The following is a 20340-nucleotide window of genomic DNA, read 5'->3' on the forward strand; positions in this document are numbered from 1 at the left end:
CATGTCAACCGACCTATTCGTTGGCGGGCTTTCCATTCTAAGTGTTGTGGCGTTACTCGTGCTTGCCTTGACCAGCAAGAAACGGGTGGAGCGCCGCAAGGATGATGACGACTGGAACGGCCCGGGAGTCGTTTGATCGCCGTTATCGCGTAGCCAACTGAAGAAGGGCATCGACCCCTTTGACCGTGACCGGTCGTTGTATGCGGATGGAAGCCAGCCAGTTGCCGACAAGGCCCGGATCGCAAACGTGGTCCGGGCCGCTTTTGGGTGCCGGGTATGACCGCGTCTAGAATGTGGGCGGCGTACAGGCGCTGATGATCTCGCATTCCTCTGCGCCGGTGTTGCGAAACCTGTGCGGCAGACTGCTGTCGAACAGGTACCCGTCGCCCGGTCCAAGGGTCTGCACAGCGTCGCCCACCGTGACTTCGATCATCCCGCGCAGCACGATGCCGGCCTCTTCGCCTTCGTGGGACAGATACTCCGGCCCCGTGTCAGCCTCGGGGGCGTAGCGTTCGTGCAGGACCTGCAAACTGTGCTGTCCCACGTGACCCAGTTGCCGCAGCGACACCAGCTGTTGGTCGCCGTTTTCCGAATTTGGCGGCGCAATCTCGGTCAGATCCTCCGAGCGGTAGAAGTAGCGAGGCTTTTCGTCCGTCTCGAGCGTCGAGAAGAATTCAGCCATGCTGATGGGAATCGCATCCAGCAGGCTTTTCAGCGAGGCGATGCTTGGGCTGGTTTTGTTCTGTTCGATCAACGAAATGGTTCCGTTCGTCAGACCGGCGCGCGATGCAAGTTCGCGTTGCGACAAACCACGCGCTTTTCGGATGGAGCGGAGTTTGTGACCAATATCCAAGTCGTCAGATCCTTTGCCTGGCCCGCGGGCCGTTGGTTTTGCTGCATTATCTAGCGCCGTGCATCGCGCTTGTCACAGGCTTATTCTGTGTCTATGCGAAAGCGGATTTCAGCCATCGTCATATGGGGATCAGAATCCCGATTGACAATTAAATTAAACATCATATTAGGATTTTAAACATATCCCTGCGTTTGATCTGAAGGACGACAAACATGGCAAATTCTGTGAAAAAGCAATCCCGCAAGCCGCGCGCCAAGCAAGAGGCGGCCAAGACACCGGTCGCCACCAAAGCCGTAAAGGCACATGCCGCAACCGGCCAGACGAACGCCGCCCTGCTGAAGCGCCGCGAAGCGGCGGTGCCGCGCGGTGTTGCCTCTGCCGCGCCGATGTTCGCGGATTACGCTGAAAACTCCGAAATCTGGGACGTCGAAGGCAACCGTTACATCGATTTCGCCGGCGGTATCGCCGTGTTGAACACCGGTCACCGGCACCCTTCGGTCATCGCCGCCGCCAAGGCGCAGGAAGACCGCTATACGCACACTTCCTTTCAGGTCGTGCAATACGAGCCCTATGTCGCCCTGGCCGAAAAACTGAACGCGCTGGCCCCCGGCGATCACCCGAAAAAGTCGCTTCTGGTCACCACCGGTGCGGAAGCTGTTGAAAATGCCGTCAAGATCGCACGCGCAGCAACAGGCCGCCCCGGCGTGATCGCCTTTACCGGCGGGTATCATGGCCGCACCCTGCTGACGCTGGGCATGACCGGCAAGATCAGCCCCTACAAGAAAGACGTCGGCCCCTTCCCGTCGGATATTTTCCGCGCGCCGTTCCCGAACGTCCGCGACGGCATCACCGTCGAGGATGCGCTGACGGGCCTGCAGAACCTGTTTCTGACCGATGCGCAGCCAGAGCGCGTGGCCGCCATCATCATCGAGCCCGTTTTGGGCGAAGGTGGATATGTGCCGGTGCCGTTCGAAATGATGCATGCCCTGCGCGAGATCTGCGACCAGCACGGCATCATGCTGATCGCCGATGAAATCCAGGCGGGTTTTGGCCGCACAGGCACGTGGTTCGCCTGCGAGCATTCAGGCGTCGTACCCGATCTGATCACGGTCGCGAAATCCATGGCCGGCGGCTATCCGATCGCGGGTGTGATCGGGCGCGCCGACGTGATGGACGCGATGATCCCCGGCGGTCTGGGCGGCACCTACGGCGGGAACCCCGTGGCCTGTGCTGCGGCCCTGGCTGCGATCGAGGCGATCGAGGCGGAAAACCTGCTGGAGCGTTCCGCCGAGATGGGCGCGCATTTCCGCACCCGCTTTGCCGAGATCGGCGCGCGGACAGCCCCCTACCGGATGTGGGACATCCGCGGTCTGGGCGCGATGCTGGCAGTTGAATTCGTTACCGATTTCGACACGGCAAAGCCCGACGCGGCGCTGACCAAGGCAATTTGCGCCCATGCGCTCAAGCGGGGTCTGATCCTGCTCGCCTGCGGCATGCACGGCAACGCGCTGCGCATCATGGTGCCGCTCACCGCCTCTGACGCGCTGATCGAAGAAGGGCTTGCCATCTTCGAGGCCGCCTTGGCCGACGCGGTGTCAGAGCAGGGCATCTAAACCTGGTTCCAAATTCAGATGAACGGCGTGCAAACAGGGTTTGCGCGCCGTTTTTCGTTGATGTGCCTGACCGACGACGCGGCGCATGGCCCACAGGCGCATCTGCAGGTTTGATTGCGCGGCTGAATGGAAGACGAGGCTTTCGCGCGCGACTGGCAGCCAAAACCCGGCGCAAACCCGACCTGAGCAGCCTCTTGCGGTCAATCCCGCGGCGCAAAGCTTGTTGCGTCGGCCCGCGCCCAGCGAGACCGGAAATCCTCGCCGACCTTGCTTGTCTTGGCCAGCAGAAAGCCCTCGGGCAAATAGGGATAAATCTGATCCCCGGTCACCATTTCGCTGTCGCTGCGTCGCAGCATGAGATGGCGGGGCAGGAAACCGCTCGGATCTGACAGACCCGCGGCACCGGCCATTTCGCCCAAGGCTTTCAAGGTGTTTCGGTGAAACCGCTCGACCCGCTGGCTTTTCGAGCCGACGTCGAGCGCGCGGGCGCGGATGGGGTCCTGCGTGGCCACACCGACCGGGCAGTGATTGGTGTGGCACGCCTGCGCCTGAATGCATCCGATGGAAAACATGAACCCGCGTGCGGAGTTGCACCAGTCCGCCCCCATGGCGAGGGCCCTCGCGATGTCAAAGGCGCTGACGATCTTTCCGGCTGCGCCCAGCTTGACCTGATGGCGAATTCCGGCACCGCGCAGGGTATTGTGTACGAAAGTCAGTCCTTCGATCATCGGCATGCCGACATGGTTGGCAAATTCCAGCGGGGCCGCGCCCGTGCCGCCTTCGGTGCCGTCCACGACGATGAAATCGGGAATGATGCCTGTTTCGAGCATCGCCTTGACCATGCACATGAATTCCCGCCGATGCCCGATGCACAACTTGAACCCCACCGGTTTCCCGCCCGACAGATCGCGCAAACGACCCAGAAACGCCATCATCTCCAAGGGCGTCCCAAAGGCGGAATGAGATGCGGGCGAGACGCAATCCTGACCCATCGGCACGCCGCGGGCCTCTGCGATTTCGGGGCTGATCTTGGACGCGGGCAACATGCCCCCATGTCCGGGTTTGGCACCCTGGCTGAGCTTGACCTCGATCAGCTTGACCTGATCGCGTGCCGCCTGCTCGGTGAAATTGTCGGCGTTGAATGTGCCGTCTTCGTTGCGACAGCCGAAATATCCCGAACCGACTTCGTATATAAGGTCGCCGCCACCGTCGCGATGATACTTGCTGATCCCGCCTTCGCCGGTGTCATGGGCAAACCCGCCCATTCGCGCGCCCGTGTTCAGGGCTTGGATCGCATTGGCCGACAGGGCGCCGAAACTCATCGCCGAAATATTGTAGATCGACGCGGAATAGGGCTTGGCACACTTGTCGCCGCCAATCGTGATCCGGAAATCGGTGTCTGCGATATGGACGGGCTGAACCGAATGGGTAACCCACGAATACCCCGCATCATAAACCCGCATCCGGGTTCCAAAGGGGCGCTTGTCCTCCATCCCCTTGGCGCGCTGATACACAAGGCTGCGGGCATCGCGGCTGAAGGGTTCCTCGTCCTGGTCGCTTTCGATCAGGTATTGGCGGATTTCCGGGCGGATCCCCTCGAACAGGAACCGCATATGCCCCAGAACCGGATAATTGCGCAGGATCGAATGGCTGGGTTGCCGAAGGTCGTGTATCCCGAGCGCCGTCAAGGACGCAAAGGCCACGAAAGGAAGCAGCATCCAGCCCGTCCAGGCCAATGCTGCGATCAGGCAGGCGAGTGCAAGAGCGGCAATTGCGGCCATCGGGGCAAAGCGGGTCATGGATCCAAGATCGGGCATCGGTCTCTCCGGATGGGAACTGGGGACAATCGGAAGGCAATCAGACAGGGGGTTGTTAAGCCAGAGAGGCAAACACCTGAATGGTGATCGATATTTTAAACACACCACCCATGATCCCGCAAAGCGACCCATCGCGCAACCATTCATGAAATACGGGTGATGCAGCACGTTCGGACCCGCCGGTTTTTCCAGCCCGAGCATACTGCTTGAACAATATATCAATCACCCCTAACGTGTTTGTAAGAATCTTGCCGCGAAGTTGGTTCGCGTGCGGTTCCCGGCCATACACACACTGGCCTGCAAGAAACAGGCAGCTCTCGGAGGACCCGCCAGGAGAAATCGAACCGGAGTTGAGGCACCGCGCAGTCAAGCGGCAGCTTTTCCAGCTTAGTCGAGGCCTCTTGCCCAAGGACCCCTTGATTTGCTTATGATTACGCCATCCCGCACCGCGGGGTGCGCGATACAAAACGATAAAAAACTTGGGAGACCACTATGAAAGTGTTTAAAATTCTCGCCGCAGCCGGGGCGATTGCCGCCGGTACGGTCGCGACGGCACAAGAACGTTTCATCACAATCGGTACGGGTGGCCAGACCGGCGTGTACTTCGTCGTAGGGCAATCGATCTGCCGTCTGGTGAACCGCGATTCGGCCAAGACGGGCTTGAAATGCACGGCGCCGTCCACCGGTGGATCGATCGCGAACATCAACGCGATCAAGGCCGGTGACATGGACATGGGCGTGGCTCAGTCCGACTGGCAGTACCACGCCTACAACGGCACCTCGCAGTTCGAGGGCGACAAGTTCGACAAGGAGCGCGCGGTGTTCTCCGTGCATTCCGAACCGTTCACCGTGATCGCGCGCAAGGATGCCAACATCAACAGCTTCGACGACCTCAAGGGAAAGCGCGTCAACGTCGGCAACCCCGGATCCGGTCAGTTGGCCACGATGGAAGTCGTGCTGGATGCCAAGGGCTGGACGATGGACGATTTCGCGCTCGCGTCGGAGCTCAAGCCCGCCGAACAGGCCGCGGCGTTAGGTGACAACAAGGTCGACGCCATCGTCTATACCGTCGGCCACCCGAACGGTTCGATCCAGGAAGCCGTTTCGACGGTCGATGCGAACCTTGTGCCCGTCGAAGGCGAGGCGATCGACAAGCTGGTCGCCGACAACCCCTTTTATGCCTACGCCACGATTCCCGGCGGAATGTACAAAGGGTCGGACGACGACATCAAAACCTTCGGCGTGAAGGCGACGTTCGTGACATCCGCCGACGTGCCGGACGACGTTGTCTATGAAGTGGTGAAAGCCGTCTTCGACAACTTCGACCGCTTCAAGAAGCTGCACCCCGCCTTTGCCAACCTCAAGGAAGAGGAAATGATCAAGGACGGTTTGTCGGCACCGCTGCACCCCGGCGCAGAGAAGTACTACAAGGAGCGCGGCTGGATGTAATCCGGCACATGCCAACCTTAAAACCGGCGGCGGTGCAAACCGCCGCCGTCTGACGCCACCAAAGAATAATATCGCACCTGCCACAAAGCGCGGGGCATTCAACGGGGAAAAACCATGTCCGAAAAAGACCAGCAACAAGCCGCTGCCGTAGAAGCCGATGCCGCAGGCCGCGGAGGGCTGAGCCAATCAGAGCTTGATGAACTGGTTGCGTCCTCGGACACGGGCGGACGATCCGCTACCGGCGGTGTCGGTATTTTCCTCGCCATGACGGCTCTGGCCTGGTCGCTGTTCCAGCTTTGGATCGCGTCACCCATTCCCTTCATCGTGGGCTGGGGCGTGTTCAACGACACCGAAACCCGCTCCATTCATCTTGCCTTTGCCATTTTCCTCGGCATTGCCGCTTTCCCCGCGGCGCGCACGAAATTCCAGTTGGCGTTGGGCGTGATCGTGCCCGTCCTGCTGGCCTATCTTTTCATGACCGGCGCCAAGGACGACACCGCGACCTGGTGGATTCCGCTTGTGGCGCTGGCGATTGTCGCCTGCGTGCTGCTCGGCTCGCCCAAGGACCGCATTCCGCTTTGGGAATGGGCGCTTGGGATCGTAGGGGCCGCCGCGGCGCTGTATATCTTTGTCTATTACCGCGAGATTTCCGAACGCGTCGGCGCGCCGAACCTGCAAGACATGATCGTGTCCGTGGTCGGCCTGATGATCCTGCTGGAAGCGACCCGCCGTGCGCTGGGTCCTGCGCTGATGATCGTGGCGAGCGTCTTTCTGATCTATACGGTTCTGGGCCCCGTGATGCCCGACATCATCGCGCACAAGGGCAATTCGCTGTCCGAGATCGCCAACCACCAGTGGATCACCACCGAAGGTGTGTTCGGCATCGCCTTGGGCGTCTCGACCTCCTTCGTGTTTCTCTTCGTGCTGTTCGGCGCGCTTTTGGACAAGGCCGGAGCGGGCAACTATTTCATCCAGGTCGCCTTCAGTCTGATGGGCCACATGAAAGGCGGGCCGGCCAAGGCGGCGGTCGTGTCTTCGGCCATGACCGGCCTGATTTCGGGCTCGTCCATCGCCAACGTGGTAACCACCGGCACCTTTACCATTCCGCTGATGAAAAAGGTGGGGTTCAGCTCTGAAAAGGCGGGTGCGGTCGAAGTGGCCTCTTCCGTCAACGGCCAGATCATGCCTCCGGTGATGGGGGCCGCTGCGTTCCTGATGGTCGAATACGTCGGAATTCCCTATTTCGACGTCGTCACGCATGCCTTTGTTCCGGCGGTGATTTCCTATATCGCCCTGGTCTATATCGTCCACCTTGAGGCGCTGAAAGCCGGGATGGAAGGGCTGGAGCGCGCTTATGTGCCCAAGCCGATCGTGCAGCGTCTGATCGGTATCGCTTTTACTATCGCGTTTATCTGTGGCCTGTCGCTGGTCGTTTACTACGGCATGGGCTGGCTGCGCCCCGCGTTCCCGGAAACCGCCGGCTACATCATTTTCGCCGTGCTCACGCTGGTCTATGCGGCCCTGCTGCGGGTGGGGTCGAAAGAACCGCCGCTCAAGCTTGACGATCCCAACGCGCCCGTCACCAAGCTGCCGCTGCCGGGACCGACGATCCGCTCGGGTCTGCATTTCATCCTGCCGATCGTGGTTCTGGTCTGGGCGCTGATGGTGGATCGGCTCAGCCCTGGCTTGTCGGCCTTCTGGGCCACGGCCTACATGATCTTCATTCTTGTGACCCAGCGCCCGCTGATGGCAATTTTTCGCGGCGAAAGCCGGTTTGCAAACGATGTGGCGGACGGGTTCCGCGACCTGCTCGACGGTCTGGTGGTCGGCGCGCGCAACATGATCGGCATCGGCATCGCCACGGCGACCGCCGGCATCATCGTGGGCGCGGTCAGCCAGACCGGCGTCGGATCGGCACTTGCGGACGTGGTGGAGGTTCTGTCAGGCGGCAATATCCTCGCCATTCTGTTCCTGACGGCAATTCTGTCGCTGATCCTCGGGATGGGCCTGCCGACCACGGCGAATTATATCGTCGTCTCGGCCTTGCTCGCACCGGTGATCGTCACGCTGGGTCAGCAGAACGGCCTGATCGTTCCGCTGATCGCCGTGCACCTTTTCGTGTTCTACTTCGGCATCATGGCGGATGTGACGCCGCCTGTCGGATTGGCCAGTTTCGCGGCGGCCGCCGTGTCCGGCGGTGATCCGATCAAGACCGGCGTCGTTGCCTTTTTCTACAGCCTTCGGACGGCGGCCCTGCCGTTCCTGTTCATCTTCAACACTGAATTGTTGCTGATCAATGTCACGTGGGTGCAGGGGATATTCGTCTTTGTCGTGGCAACCATCGCGATGCTTTTGTTCGCCGCGGCGACGCAGGGCTGGTTCATGGCGAAAAACCGTTTCTACGAGACCATTGCCCTGCTCCTGATCGCATTCACCCTGTTCCGGCCGGGCTTTTGGATGGATATGGTCTATCCGCCCTACAGCCAGGAAGCCCCGAGCGAGCTTGCCGCCGCAGCGGCGGACACGCCTGCGGGCGAGAACCTCAGGCTGCGCGTATCGGGCGTGAACGATCTGGGCGATCCCATTGAATTCGTGGCCTTGCTGCCCATCGGAGAGGGCGCCACAGGCGAGGAGAAGCTGGAAAACGCCGGGCTGGTGACGCGGATCGATGGCGACAAGATGATCGTCGACGATGTTCTTTTCGACAGCGCCGCGCAAAACGCCGGGCTCGACTGGGACCAGGAGGTGATCCGAGTGCTCAAGCCGGTCTATCAGCCCAGCAAGTACCTGATGTTCATTCCTGCACTTGCACTGCTTTTGCTGGTCATCGTGCTGCAACGCGGCCGCAGCGCGCGGGCGCAGCGCAAAACCTCGGCGGCATAAAGGAGACGGCGATGTTCAACACGATACTTCTGACGGTGGATCTGAACCATCCGGCGAGTTGGGAAAAAGCGTTGCCGCAGGCAGTCGAGCTTGCGCGCACGTCCAAGGGCACGTTGCACATCATGTCCGTCGTGCCGGACTATGGCACGCCCCTGGTCGAAGGGTTTTTCCCTGCGGACTTCGAAGAAAAGGCTGTCGCCAAGGCGGCGGAGGAACTCGACAAGATCGTCTCTGACGGGGTGCCACCGGATGTGACGGTAAAACAGCACCTGGGATATGGCGACATTCACGATCAGGTGCTCAAGGCGATCCACGATACCGGATGTGATCTTGTCGTTATGGCAAGCCACGCACCGGACCGCGTGCGCGAATTCCTTGTCGGATCGAATGCTGACAGAGTTGTGCGCAGATCACCCGTTTCAGTTCTTGTTGTAAGGGCGTAAGACGTGGCAATCGCAGAGTGCTGTTGCGCCCGCTATTCGGGCCTGCTCTGTGCCACGGAGACTTGACGATATGACCCCTTTTGCAATCGCAGGCGTTCAGATGTACGTGAACGCCCTTCAATCCAACGTCGAAGGCATGATCCAGCGCCTCGACGTTCTGATGGCGCGATTTCCATGGACCCAGATGGTCCTCTTTTCCGAGCTGGCCCCTTATGGCCCGCTGGATAAATTCGCCCAACCGCCCCAGAACGAGGCAATCGACCGCTTCTGCGAAGCGGCAGCCAAGCATCGCGTCTGGCTGATTCCCGGCTCGATGTTCCTCAAGGATCCCGACACCGGGCTCATTCTGAATACGTCGGTGGTGATCAACCCCGAAGGCGAGATCATCCGCCGCTATTCCAAGATGTTCCCGTTCCGCCCCTATGAGGCAGGAATCGCGGCAGGTACGGAATTCTGTGTGTTCGACGTGCCGGAAGTGGGCCGTTTCGGCCTGTCGATCTGCTACGATATGTGGTTCCCAGAGACGACACGACAATTAACCGCTCAGGGCGTCGAGGTGCTTTTGCACCCGGTTCTGACCGGCACGACCGACCGTGACGCCGAACTGGCGATTGCCCGCGCGACCGCAGCGCAATTTCAGTGCTACGTGATCGACGTGAACGGCCTTGGCGCGGGCGGTGTCGGAAAATCCTGCGTGGTGGATCCGACGTCGATGGTATTGCACCAATCCGCCGGTCAGGAGGATATGTTCCCCATCGAAGTCGATCTTTCGATGGTCCGCCGCCAGCGCGAAACCGGGATGAAAGGTCTGGGCCAGGTGCTCAAGAGCTTCCGGGATCGGTCCGTCGATTTCTCGGTTTATGATCGCGCAAGCGGCACGGACCATTACCTTCAGACGCTTGGCCCGCTCGAAATCCCGCATCAGGGCACGCGCGCGGGGCTTCATGTGGATGTTCCAGCCCAGAAGATGCAGGAAATTCCGACGTTCAAAGGTCACACCCATGATTCCGTGACCGGGTATCCGGCAGATCCCCTGCCCAGCCCGACAGCGGAAATCGCCACCCCGGCAGCAGAGGCGCCTGTCCCGGCGTCGCCTGCCGCCGCCCTTCCTAACCCCATCCAGAAATCCGGCACGCCGCCGGTCATGGGGAAAACATCAAGCGGGTAACGAAATCGATCATGCCGGGCGGACACGCCCGGCATCGCATCGGTTTTGGCCCCGCACAGCGGAGAACGACTGATGCAATCGATGAACGACTATTCCTCGGCCATTCAACTGCGGTCCGATCGGTGGAGCGCGCTGCGTGAAGCCGCCGCGGCCCTGACGCGCGACCCCAAGGCCAAGGCCGCGGCGGCGCTGCGCAAGCGCGTCGAAGAATTGTTCGAATCCCTTGCCATGATCGAAGCCTACTGGGCGTTCCCCGGCATGCCCGCCTTCGACTACATGCGTCGCCAGTTCGAGCACGGCAATTTCGAGGATCTTGCCTTTTCCACCAACCGGGTCACACGGGCCCTGACCACAGGGGCCTACCGCCGCCGTCATATCCCGCTTGAGCGCGATTCGATGGATCAGGAAGAGCAGGACGACGAAGCCATGCTGCCGCCAGAGGCGCGCGCGATGGCCAAACCGTATTTCGAGGTTCTGATCGTCGACAACGTGAACGAGCATCAGGAACGCTGGCTCAAGCATAATGTGTCGCGCATGCGCCGCCCCGAAGACCAGTTCATCTATGAAGCCGTGGTCGTGCCGAGCCTTGAGGACGCGCTGGTCGCCGTTCTGTTCAACCATAATATCCAGGCGATCGTGGTGCGCCCCGGACTGACCCTGAAATCCAAGATGGATCAGGAAGTTCTCGGCCGTTACCTGAACCGCGCGGGCGGCCAGGAAGAGATCGAGCACATGCTGCCCGAAAACTACGGTCCCGAGCTTTGCCGTCTTGTCGCAAAGGTCCGGCCAGAGCTTGACGCCTATCTGGTGACGGAACGGTCGGTGGAGGATATCGCCGGGCTCGACCTGGGGATCTGCCGCCGCGTCTTCTATAACCAGGAAGACTTCATGGAGCTTCACCTGAACATCCTGCGGGGCGTTCAGGCGCGCAACAAGACGCCGTTCTTTACCGCGCTTGTCGAGTATTCCAAGCAGCCGACGGGCGTGTTTCACGCGATGCCGATCAGCCGTGGCAAATCCATCACCCGCAGCCACTGGATCCAGGATATGGGCGCGTTCTACGGGCCGAATATCTTTCTGGCGGAAACCTCCGCCACGTCGGGCGGGCTCGACAGTCTGCTGGAGCCGCATGGCCCGATCAAGGAAAGCCAGGAACTGGCCAGCCGCGCGTTCGGATCGAAACAGACGTTTTTCGCCACCAACGGGACATCGACCTGCAACAAGATCGTGGTGCAGGCGCTCGTGCGGCCCGGCGACATCGTCCTTGTGGACCGCGATTGCCACAAATCGCACCACTACGGCATGGTGCTGGCGGGCGCTCAGGTTTGCTACCTCGATAGCTATCCGCTGAATGAATACTCCATGTACGGCGCGGTGCCGCTGCGCGAAATCAAGCACCAGCTCTTGCAGCTGAAAGCCGAAGGCAAGCTTGACCGTGTGCGGATGCTGTTGTTGACCAACTGTACCTTTGACGGGCTGGTCTACAACGTCGAGCGTGTGATGGAGGAATGTCTGGCGATCAAGCCCGACCTGATTTTCCTGTGGGACGAAGCGTGGTTCGCCTTTGCAAGGTTCAACCCGACCTACCGCAACCGAACCGGCATGGACGCCGCCAATCGCTTGCGCGAAAAATTCCGATCTGAACAACATGCACGCCTGTACGAGGCGCAGCAGAGCACGCTCAAGGACGCGGACGACGAAAAGCTTCTCGATACGCGGCTGATTCCGCCCCCGACGGCGCGTGTGCGGGTCTATGCGACACAGTCGACGCACAAGACGCTGACATCGTTGCGACAGGGGTCGATGATTCATGTGAACGACCAGGACTTCAAGGGCCAGGTCGAACAGAGCTTCCACGAAGCCTACATGACGCACACCTCAACGTCCCCGAACTATCAGATCATCGCATCGCTTGATGTGGGGCGCAGGCAGGTCGAGCTGGAAGGTTTCGAATTCGTGCAGCGCCAGATCGAGGCGGCAATGTCGATGCGTCGCGCGATTTCCACCCATCCGCTGTTGAAAAAATACTTCAAGGTCCTGACCGCCGGCGACATGATCCCGGATGAATACCGCCAGAGCGGGATCACCAGCTATTATGACGCCGAACAGGGCTGGACCGATATGTGGGACAGCTGGGAACAGGATGATTTCGTTCTCGATGCCACGCGGGTGACGCTGGCCGTCGGCGGAACGGGCTGGGACGGCGATACCTTCAAGACCGATATCCTGATGGACAAGTACGGCATCCAGATCAACAAGACGTCCCGCAACACTGTCCTTTTCATGACCAACATCGGCACGACACGCTCCAGCGTGGCCTACCTGATCGAAGTTCTCGTCGAGATCGCGAAATCCCTTGATGAGCTTCTGGACGACGCCAGCCGGATGGAGCGCCTGTCGTTTGATCGCCGCGTCAAGAACCTGATGCACGACCTGCCGCCGCTGCCCGATTTCAGCCGCTTCCACGATGCATTCCGGCCTGACACGGTAACCTCCGAAGGCGACATCCGAACCGCGTTCTTCCTCGCCTATGACGACAACAATTGCGACTATCTCGATCTCAACGGGTCGCTCAAGGATGCGATGGACGACGGACAGGTGGTCGTCTCGGCCAGCTTTATCATTCCCTATCCCCCCGGCTTTCCAATCCTGGTGCCGGGCCAGGTGATCAGTCAGGAAATTCTTGCGTTCATGCGTGCGTTGGATGTGAACGAAATTCACGGCTATCGCCCCGACCTGGGGCTTCGGGTCTTTACCCCCGAGGCGTTGCAGCAACTTGTCGACGCCAAGCCCGAAATGAAAAAAATTGCCCGAGTGGCGGAATAAGAAGAAGGAGACAGACATGGCAGCAACGAAGGTACTCAGGAACATTTCGGAAATCCGGAGGTTCTTTCACCGCAACGAGGACCCGGTCTATTTCATCTCGGCCACCAACTTCAACTTGTTGGGCCTTGATGAATGGGTGAAGAATTTCAAATACATCTGCTACATCGACTGCTACGGCGGAAAACACCCCAACGTGTTCTGCCCATCCGAGCAGCCGCACGCGGAATTTCAGTCGATCGAGGACATCAACAACTATCTGCTGCAGCACAAGGAAGTCATCGACTTCATCAAACGTCGCGGCGGCAAGCCCAAGTTCGTCTTCCTGATGTTCGACGAAGAGACCGAGCGCCTGTCCAAGGAACTGGGCGCCGAAGTCTGGTTCCCCAAGGCCAAGCTGCGTCAGTCGATGGACAACAAGATCGAAACCGTCCGAATTGGCAACAAGGCCGGCGTTCCGTCGGTGCCGAATGTTCTGGCCGAAGTCACCAGCTATGAGCAATTGCGCGAAACCTGCGAGAAGGCCGGGATCGGGCATGATCTGGTGCTGCAATCGGCGTTTGGCGACAGCGGTCACACCACGTTCTTCATCAAGTCCGAGGCCGATTTCCGCCGCCACGAGCACGAGATCATCGGCGAAGGCGAAATCAAGATCATGAAGCGGATCGATTGCCGTGGATCCGCGATCGAGGCCTGCGCAACCAAGGAAGGCACGATCGTCGGCCCGTTGATGACCGAACTTGTCGGTTTCAAGGAACTGACCCCGTATCGCGGCGGCTGGTGCGGCAACGAGATCCTGTCCACCGCATTTCCGCCCAAGGTCCGCAACCAGGCGCGCGATCTGACGTTCAAGTTCGGTGAACAGTTGCGCAAGGAAGGGTATCGCGGGTATTTCGAACTTGATTTCCTGATCGACAAGAAAACCGGTGATCTGTGGCTGGGCGAACTGAACCCGCGCATCACCGGGGCGTCGTCGATGACCAACCACGCGGCCTTTGCCCATGCCGATGCGCCGCTGTTCCTGTTCCACCTGCTTGAATTCTCAAAGAAGAAATTCAACCTCGACGTGGACGAACTGAACTCCCGCTGGGCCGACCCCGACATGATCGACAGTTGGTCGCAAATGGTCATCAAGCACACAGAGGACAGCGTGGACATCTGCACCAACGCGCCTGAAACTGGCATCTACAAGATGCTGGAGGATGGCCGCGTCGTCTATGACCGCTTCGACTATCACCGCCGCGCGGTGGAAAGCGAGAACGAAGCGTTCTTCCTGCGGATCCTGCAACCGGGTGACTACCGTTACGAAGGTGCCGATATCGGCATCCTGGTGACGCGCGGGCGGTCGATGACCAAAAGTTTCGAGTTGAACGAGCGCGCGAAAAAGTGGATTCACGGAATCAAGCAGGCCGTTTCGGCCAAGCCGCTTCCCGTGGCCGAAGCAGGCCCCGCGCTTGCGGATCCGGCGTTCAAGATCCTCTGATGTGAAAGGACCGCGCAACCCATGATGTGGCGCGCACTCTCCGAAGAAACGCCCGGACCTAAATGGTCCGGGCTTTTCGACGAATACTGGCCCGACTACCGGCGCTGGTGGCTCAAGGAGGGCGAAACCGCGCGCCCGACCTATGCGCAGTCCCGCCGCGCCCTGAAAGAGCACATGCCCGAGATCGTACCGCTGTGGGAAGATCTTTGCGATCTGGCGGGCGGCGGCGATCATGCCGCGCGGTTTCTGAGCTTCTATTGCCCGCCGCCCTACCTTGCAGGCTGCAGTCAGGCGATCTGGACCGGCAAGGAGCCGGTTCTGGTGCGCAATTACGACTATAATCCCAATGCCTTTGACAGCCTGGTGTTGCGCACCAACTGGCAGGGCCGCCGCGTGATGGGCACCAGCGACGGGCTTTGGGGGATGGTTGATGGCATGAATGCCGCTGGCCTCGCCATTTCGCTGACCTTTGGCGGACGGCGCGTGGTGGGCGAAGGGTTCGGTGTGCCGCTGATCCTGCGCTATGTGCTGCAAACCTGCACAACCGTCGAGGAAGCCGGCGCCGTGCTGGCCCGCGTCCCGACGCACATGAGCTATAACGTCACGGTTCTCGACAAGAAGCGGCGCTACCTGACCGCGATGATGTCGCCCGACCGCAAGACCATCATCACCCATGCCGCCGTGGCCACGAACCACCAGGAAAACGTGGAGTGGGTCAGCCACGCGCGGTTTACCGCCACGGTCGAACGCGAACGTTTCCTCTTGCACCGGCTGACGCTGCACCGCGACCCACAGGACAAATTCATCAGCGCCTTTCTCAAGCCGCCACTTTATTCAACTGCTTTCAACGCCGGGTTCGGTACGCTCTACACAGCCGTGTATCGCCCGCGCCTGCAAGAGATGGAGCTGCGCTGGCCGGGCACGGTCTGGTCGCTGGCAATGAACAATTTTCACGAAGGGGGTCGGCGTGTGCAGATTCCCGGAGCCGCCTGAAAAGGATTTCGCACCATGTCCCATATCTTTCCCCGTCACACGAAAAGCGCCCCACCTGTCGCCGTGTCGGGGGCGGGATGCTACCTGACCGATGCAAGCGGCAAGCAATATCTGGATGCGTCGGGTGGTGCGGCCGTGTCCTGCCTTGGGCACGGCGACCGAACGATCATAGACGCCATCAAGAACCAACTCGATACGCTGGCGTATGCCCACACCGGCTTTTTCACTTCAGAGCCCGCGGAAAAGCTGGCCGATCTTCTGGTCGAACACGCGCCCGGCGATCTGGACCGGGTGTACCTGGTCTCGGGCGGGTCCGAGGCGATGGAGGCCGCGCTTAAACTTGCCCGGCAATATCACTACGAACGCGGCGACATGAACCGCGGACGCATCATCGCCCGCAAGCAAAGCTATCATGGCAACACGCTGGGGGCGCTTGCGACGGGCGGAAACGAATGGCGACGGGCGCAGTTCGCACCGCTCTTGATGGACGTCAGCCACATTGACCCGTGCTACGAATATCGCCTGCGCCGCGAAGGCGAAAGCCTTGAGGACTATGGCCTGCGCGCCGCCAACCTGCTGGAGGAAGAGTTGCAAAGGGTCGGCCCCGAAACCGTGATGGCCTTTGTCGCGGAACCCGTCGTCGGCGCGACGGCCGGTGCGCTGACCGCTGCACCCGGTTATTTCAAACGCATCCGCGAGATCTGCGACCGGCACGGCATCCTACTGATCCTCGACGAGGTGATGTGCGGCATGGGGCGCACCGGCGCTTTGTTCGCCTGCACCCAGGAAGACGTGGTGCCCGACATTCTCGCCATCGCAAAAGGGTTGGGTGCCGGTTACCAGCCCATCGGCGCGATGCTCTGCACTTCGGCCGTGTACGACACGATTGCTGACGGATCGGGCTTTTTCCAACATGGCCACACCTACCTTGGCCATCCGACCGCCGCGGCGGGCGCGCATGCAGTCGTCAGTGCCCTGCTTGACCGCAACCTGATCCCCCGCGTCACCGTTCAGGGCGACAAGTTGCGGCGCGCCTTACAGGCCCGTTTCGGCCAGCATGCAAATATTGGCGACATACGCGGCAAAGGTCTCTTCATGGGGTTGGAACTGGTCGAGGACCGCGACACCAAGGCCCCCTATGATCCCAAGCGCGGGCTGGCGGGAAAAATCAAGAAGCTCGCCTTTGAGAACGGGCTGATCTGCTATCCGATGAGCGGCACGATCGACGGAAAATCCGGCGATCACGTGCTGCTGGCCCCGCCCTTCATCATCGAAGATCGGCAGATCGACGAATTGGTCGACAAGCTTGACCGCAGCATCGAACAGGCCCTGGCCTGATCCGCGTTCCGGTGCCGAAAAACCCGGCGCTGCGGAAAATAATGCAGTGATTTCAATATTGACCCAGTGGAACGCCTTGAAGGGCCTTGCCAAATCAGAGCCGGTGCAAAAGATTGTGCCGATAAAAACCAAACATGGGGAGACCAAAGATGACGATCACGAAAACAGTCCTGTCCGCGGCGTTGCTGCTGTCCAGCACGGCACTGGCCAGCGCCGAGACGCTGCGGTGGGCGCGCGCGGGCGACTCGCTCACGCTCGATCCGCACGCCCAGAACGAGGGGCCGACAACCGCCCTCAACCACCAGATCATGGAGCCACTGGTCCTGCGCGACATGACCGGCACGATGGTTCCGGGTCTCGCGACACAATGGGCCCCTTCCGAAGAAAACCCGAATGTCTGGATTTTCCAGTTGCGCGAAGGCGTAACCTATCATGACGGATCGGAATTCGACAGCGAAGACGTGAAATTCAGCCTGGACCGCGCGATGACCGCCGACAGCGACTACAAGGAATTGCTCGCCTCGGTCAAAGAAGTCCGCGCCGCCGACAAATACGTGATCGAGATCGAGACGAACGGCCCGAACCCGATCATGCCCAACAACCTCACGAACATGTTCATCATGGACAAGACCTGGGCCGAGGCGAACGATGCCGTCAAGGTGCAGGACTACGAAGGCGGCGAAGACACCTATGCCGCCAAGAACGCCAACGGCACAGGCCCCTACAAGCTGGTGAGCCGCGAGCCCGACGTGAAGACCGTGATCGAGATCAATGAGAACTACTGGGGCAAGGACGACTTCCCGATGGAGGTCACCCGCGTCGAATACACCCCGATCCAGAATGCCGCGACCCGCGTCGCCGCGCTCTTGTCGGGCGAGGTCGACTTCATCCAGGACGTGCCGGTCCAGGACCTTGACCGGGTCGGCGGCACCGACGGGCTGGATGTCCGCACCACACCGCAGAACCGGGTCATCTTCTTTGGCATGAACATGGGCGATGCGGACCTCGCCAATGACAACGTCGAAGGTGCCAACCCCCTGGCCGACGTGCGCGTGCGCCGCGCGATGTCGATGGCGATCAACCGCGACGCGATCCAGCAGGTCGTTATGCGCGGCCAAAGCCAGCCCGCCGGCATGATTGCCCCACCCTTCGTCAACGGCTGGGACGAGACGATGGACGCGTCGTCGAAAACCGATGTGGACGCCGCCAAGGCCCTGATGCAAGAGGCCGGCTACGGTGACGGCTTCTCGATCCAGCTCGACTGCCCCAATGACCGCTACGTCAACGACGAGGCGATCTGCCAGGCCGCCGTGGGGATGTTGTCTCAGATCGGCGTCACCGTGAATCTCGACGCCAAGCCCAAGGCACAGCACTTCCCGCTGATCAACACGCTCGAGACGGATTTCTACATGCTGGGCTGGGGCGTTCCGACCTATGACAGCGAATATATCTTCAACTTCCTCGTGCACAGCCGGGACGAAAAATACGGCTCCTGGAATGGCACGCGGTACTCCAACGCCGACATCGACGCCCAGATCGAAGCGCTGGCATCCGAGACGGACCTGGAAAAGCGTGACGCGATGATTGCGGATATCTGGACGGTCGTTCAGGACGAGGCGCTGTATATCCCGATCCACCACCAGGTGCTGAACTGGGGGATGAAATCGAACGTCGACACGGTCGTCGATGTCGAAGACACGCCAAAGTTCAAATACTTCAAGATGAACTGATCCCACCGTGGCGCGCGGTCCCGACGCGCGCCACATTCCGTCTTCCAAATGATGAAAATACCGTCGGGGGTTTGGGGGCAGACAGCCCCCAACTCTTGCTTATAATAGGCGTGCGCCCCCGATGGGGCGCTCCTTCGGCTCGGTGCCGACACCCAAGACAAGGACAATCTTCATGCTCCGCTCGATTTCCGCCACCGCCCTCGCGCTCGTTGCCGCCCAAGCCGCGCACGCCGCCGACTTCACCTGGGCGTCCAACACAGACCCCCAGACGATGGATCCACACGCGGTCAACTCCGCCCCGGTCCTCGGCTTTCTGAACAACGTCTACGAGGGCCTCGTGCGACGTGGCAAGGACATGACGATCGAGCCCGCGCTCGCCACCGGCTGGGAGCCGATCGGCGATGGCGAGGGCTGGCGGTTCATCCTCCGCCAGGGCGTCACCTTTCAGGACGGCAGCGCATTCACGGCGCAGGACGTGCTGTTTTCCTACGAACGTGCCTCTTCCGAGGAGGCCGACACCCGCAGTTGGTTCGCCCCGGTGTCGCAGGTCAACGTGGTGGATGATTTCACCATCGACATCATGACGACGGCCCCGAACCCGATCTTTCCCGACAGCATCGCCAACTGGATGATCATGGACAGCGGCTGGGCCGAGGCCAACGACGCGACCCGCCCCGACAAGGATCAGGGCAATTTCGCCACGCTCAACGCAAATGGCACCGGCGCGTTTCGGGTCACTGCCCGCGAACCGGGCCTGCGCACGGTGCTCGAGCCGTTCGATGGCTGGTGGGGCACGCCCGAACATAACATCACCCGTGCCGAATTCACGCCCATACAGAACCCGGCCACGGCCGTGGCGGCACTGCTTTCGGGTGACGTCGATTTCATCAACCCGGTGCCCATTCAGGATGTCGCCCGGCTCAAGGCCGATCCATCGGTCGAGGTCATCCAGGGGATCGAGGCGCGGATCATCATGCTGGGCTTTCCGCATGAAGCCGATGCCTTGAAATATTCGGCCGAAACATCGGACACGAACCCCTTTGCCGATGTCCGGGTGCGCCGCGCAGTGGCTCATGCGATCAACGTGCCGGCCATCCTGCAAACCATCATGCGCGGCAGCGCCGAACCCGCCAGCCAACTGGTCAGCGCCGCGATGCGCGGCTACACCCCGTCGCTGTCGGATCGCCCCGCCCATGACCCCGATGCCGCCCGCGCGCTGCTGGCCGAGGCCGGGTATCCCGACGGGTTTTCCTTTGGCCTCAAGTGCCCCAACGACCGCTATCTGAACGACGAGGCCGTGTGCCAGGCCATCACCGGGATGTTGGCGCAGGTCGGTATAAAGGCCACGCTGGACGCAATGCCGGTGCAGAACTACTGGCCCGAACTGCGCGCCGACAATTACGACATGTATCTGTTGGGCTGGTCGCCCGGCACCTTCGACGCCGAACATCCGATCCGCTTTCTGGCGGCGACACCGAACGAAGACGCCAAGCTGGGAAGCTGGAATTTCGGCGGTTATTCGAACGCACGCGTGGACGAGCTGCTGCCCATGATCCAGTCCGAGATTGACGATACGAAACGTCAGGCAATGCTGGACGAGACCGCGCGGATATTGCAGGAGGAGGTTGCCTATGTTCCGCTTTACGTGCAACCGCTCGTGTGGGGCACCAAGGCCGACATCGACCTGACCCAACGCCCCGATGATTTCTTTATCCTGCGCTGGGTGACGGTCAACTAATCCGGTCGG

14 protein-coding genes are annotated in these 20340 nt (G+C 60.7%); 12 read left to right on the forward strand and 2 right to left on the reverse strand.

The features are described 5' to 3' along the window. Position 1: 1 nt before the first annotated feature. Positions 2-136 (forward strand): hypothetical protein, encoded by a 135-nt coding sequence (locus FDT80_RS19195; RefSeq protein ID WP_281278404.1) that lies wholly within the window; start codon positions 2-4, stop codon positions 134-136. A gap of 150 nt (positions 137-286) precedes the next feature. On the opposite strand, the gene FDT80_RS17310 is transcribed toward FDT80_RS19195, so the two are convergent. Next, entirely contained in the window at positions 287-853 is a 567-nt protein-coding gene (locus FDT80_RS17310; RefSeq protein ID WP_138663588.1) for a cupin domain-containing protein, read from the reverse strand. Between the two features lie 212 nt (positions 854-1065). On the opposite strand from FDT80_RS17310, the gene gabT reads away from it, so the two are divergent. Continuing rightward, on the forward strand, positions 1066-2466 hold the full coding sequence (gene gabT / locus FDT80_RS17315) for a 4-aminobutyrate--2-oxoglutarate transaminase (protein WP_138663589.1): 1401 nt from the start codon (positions 1066-1068) through the stop codon (positions 2464-2466). Positions 2467-2666: 200 nt separating this feature from the next. Here gabT and FDT80_RS17320 read toward each other — a convergent pair whose 3' ends face one another. Beyond that, positions 2667-4283, reverse strand: coding sequence for an FMN-binding glutamate synthase family protein (locus FDT80_RS17320; RefSeq protein ID WP_138663590.1), 1617 nt, complete (start codon positions 4281-4283; stop codon positions 2667-2669). A gap of 492 nt (positions 4284-4775) precedes the next feature. On the opposite strand from FDT80_RS17320, the gene FDT80_RS17325 reads away from it, so the two are divergent. The 10 genes from FDT80_RS17325 to FDT80_RS17370 all read left to right on the forward strand — a co-directional run bounded on the left by FDT80_RS17325 (position 4776) and on the right by FDT80_RS17370 (position 20331). Then, positions 4776-5732: a TAXI family TRAP transporter solute-binding subunit gene (locus tag FDT80_RS17325; RefSeq protein WP_138663591.1), complete on the forward strand. Its 957-nt coding sequence runs from the start codon at positions 4776-4778 to the stop codon at positions 5730-5732. Positions 5733-5846: 114 nt separating this feature from the next. Continuing rightward, complete coding sequence (locus FDT80_RS17330; protein WP_138663592.1) at positions 5847-8615, forward strand: TRAP transporter permease; 2769 nt, start codon at positions 5847-5849, stop codon at positions 8613-8615. An 11-nt stretch (positions 8616-8626) separates the two neighbouring features. Continuing rightward, on the forward strand, positions 8627-9058 hold the full coding sequence (locus FDT80_RS17335) for a universal stress protein (RefSeq protein WP_138663593.1): 432 nt from the start codon (positions 8627-8629) through the stop codon (positions 9056-9058). Between the two features lie 70 nt (positions 9059-9128). Further along, positions 9129-10226: a carbon-nitrogen hydrolase family protein gene (locus FDT80_RS17340; RefSeq protein ID WP_138663594.1), complete on the forward strand. Its 1098-nt coding sequence runs from the start codon at positions 9129-9131 to the stop codon at positions 10224-10226. Positions 10227-10298: 72 nt separating this feature from the next. Next, positions 10299-13052 (forward strand): aminotransferase class I/II-fold pyridoxal phosphate-dependent enzyme, encoded by a 2754-nt coding sequence (locus FDT80_RS17345; protein WP_138663595.1) that lies wholly within the window; start codon positions 10299-10301, stop codon positions 13050-13052. Then, positions 13033-14532, forward strand: a complete 1500-nt coding sequence (locus tag FDT80_RS17350) for a biotin carboxylase (protein WP_281278405.1) — start codon at positions 13033-13035, stop codon at positions 14530-14532. Before FDT80_RS17345 ends, FDT80_RS17350 begins: the two co-directional genes overlap by 20 nt. Before the next feature lie 21 nt (positions 14533-14553). Then, entirely contained in the window at positions 14554-15525 is a 972-nt protein-coding gene (locus tag FDT80_RS17355; protein ID WP_138663597.1) for a C45 family autoproteolytic acyltransferase/hydrolase, read from the forward strand. Between the two features lie 15 nt (positions 15526-15540). Beyond that, entirely contained in the window at positions 15541-16863 is a 1323-nt protein-coding gene (locus FDT80_RS17360; RefSeq protein WP_138663598.1) for an aspartate aminotransferase family protein, read from the forward strand. Positions 16864-17012: 149 nt separating this feature from the next. Then, positions 17013-18593, forward strand: coding sequence for an ABC transporter substrate-binding protein (locus FDT80_RS17365; RefSeq protein WP_138663599.1), 1581 nt, complete (start codon positions 17013-17015; stop codon positions 18591-18593). Positions 18594-18765: 172 nt separating this feature from the next. Continuing rightward, positions 18766-20331, forward strand: coding sequence for an ABC transporter substrate-binding protein (locus tag FDT80_RS17370; RefSeq protein WP_138663600.1), 1566 nt, complete (start codon positions 18766-18768; stop codon positions 20329-20331). Positions 20332-20340: the final 9 nt, after the last annotated feature.

It is taken from the genome of Sulfitobacter sabulilitoris, from assembly GCF_005887615.1.
Taxonomy (GTDB): Bacteria; Pseudomonadota; Alphaproteobacteria; order Rhodobacterales; family Rhodobacteraceae; genus Sulfitobacter_E; species Sulfitobacter_E sabulilitoris.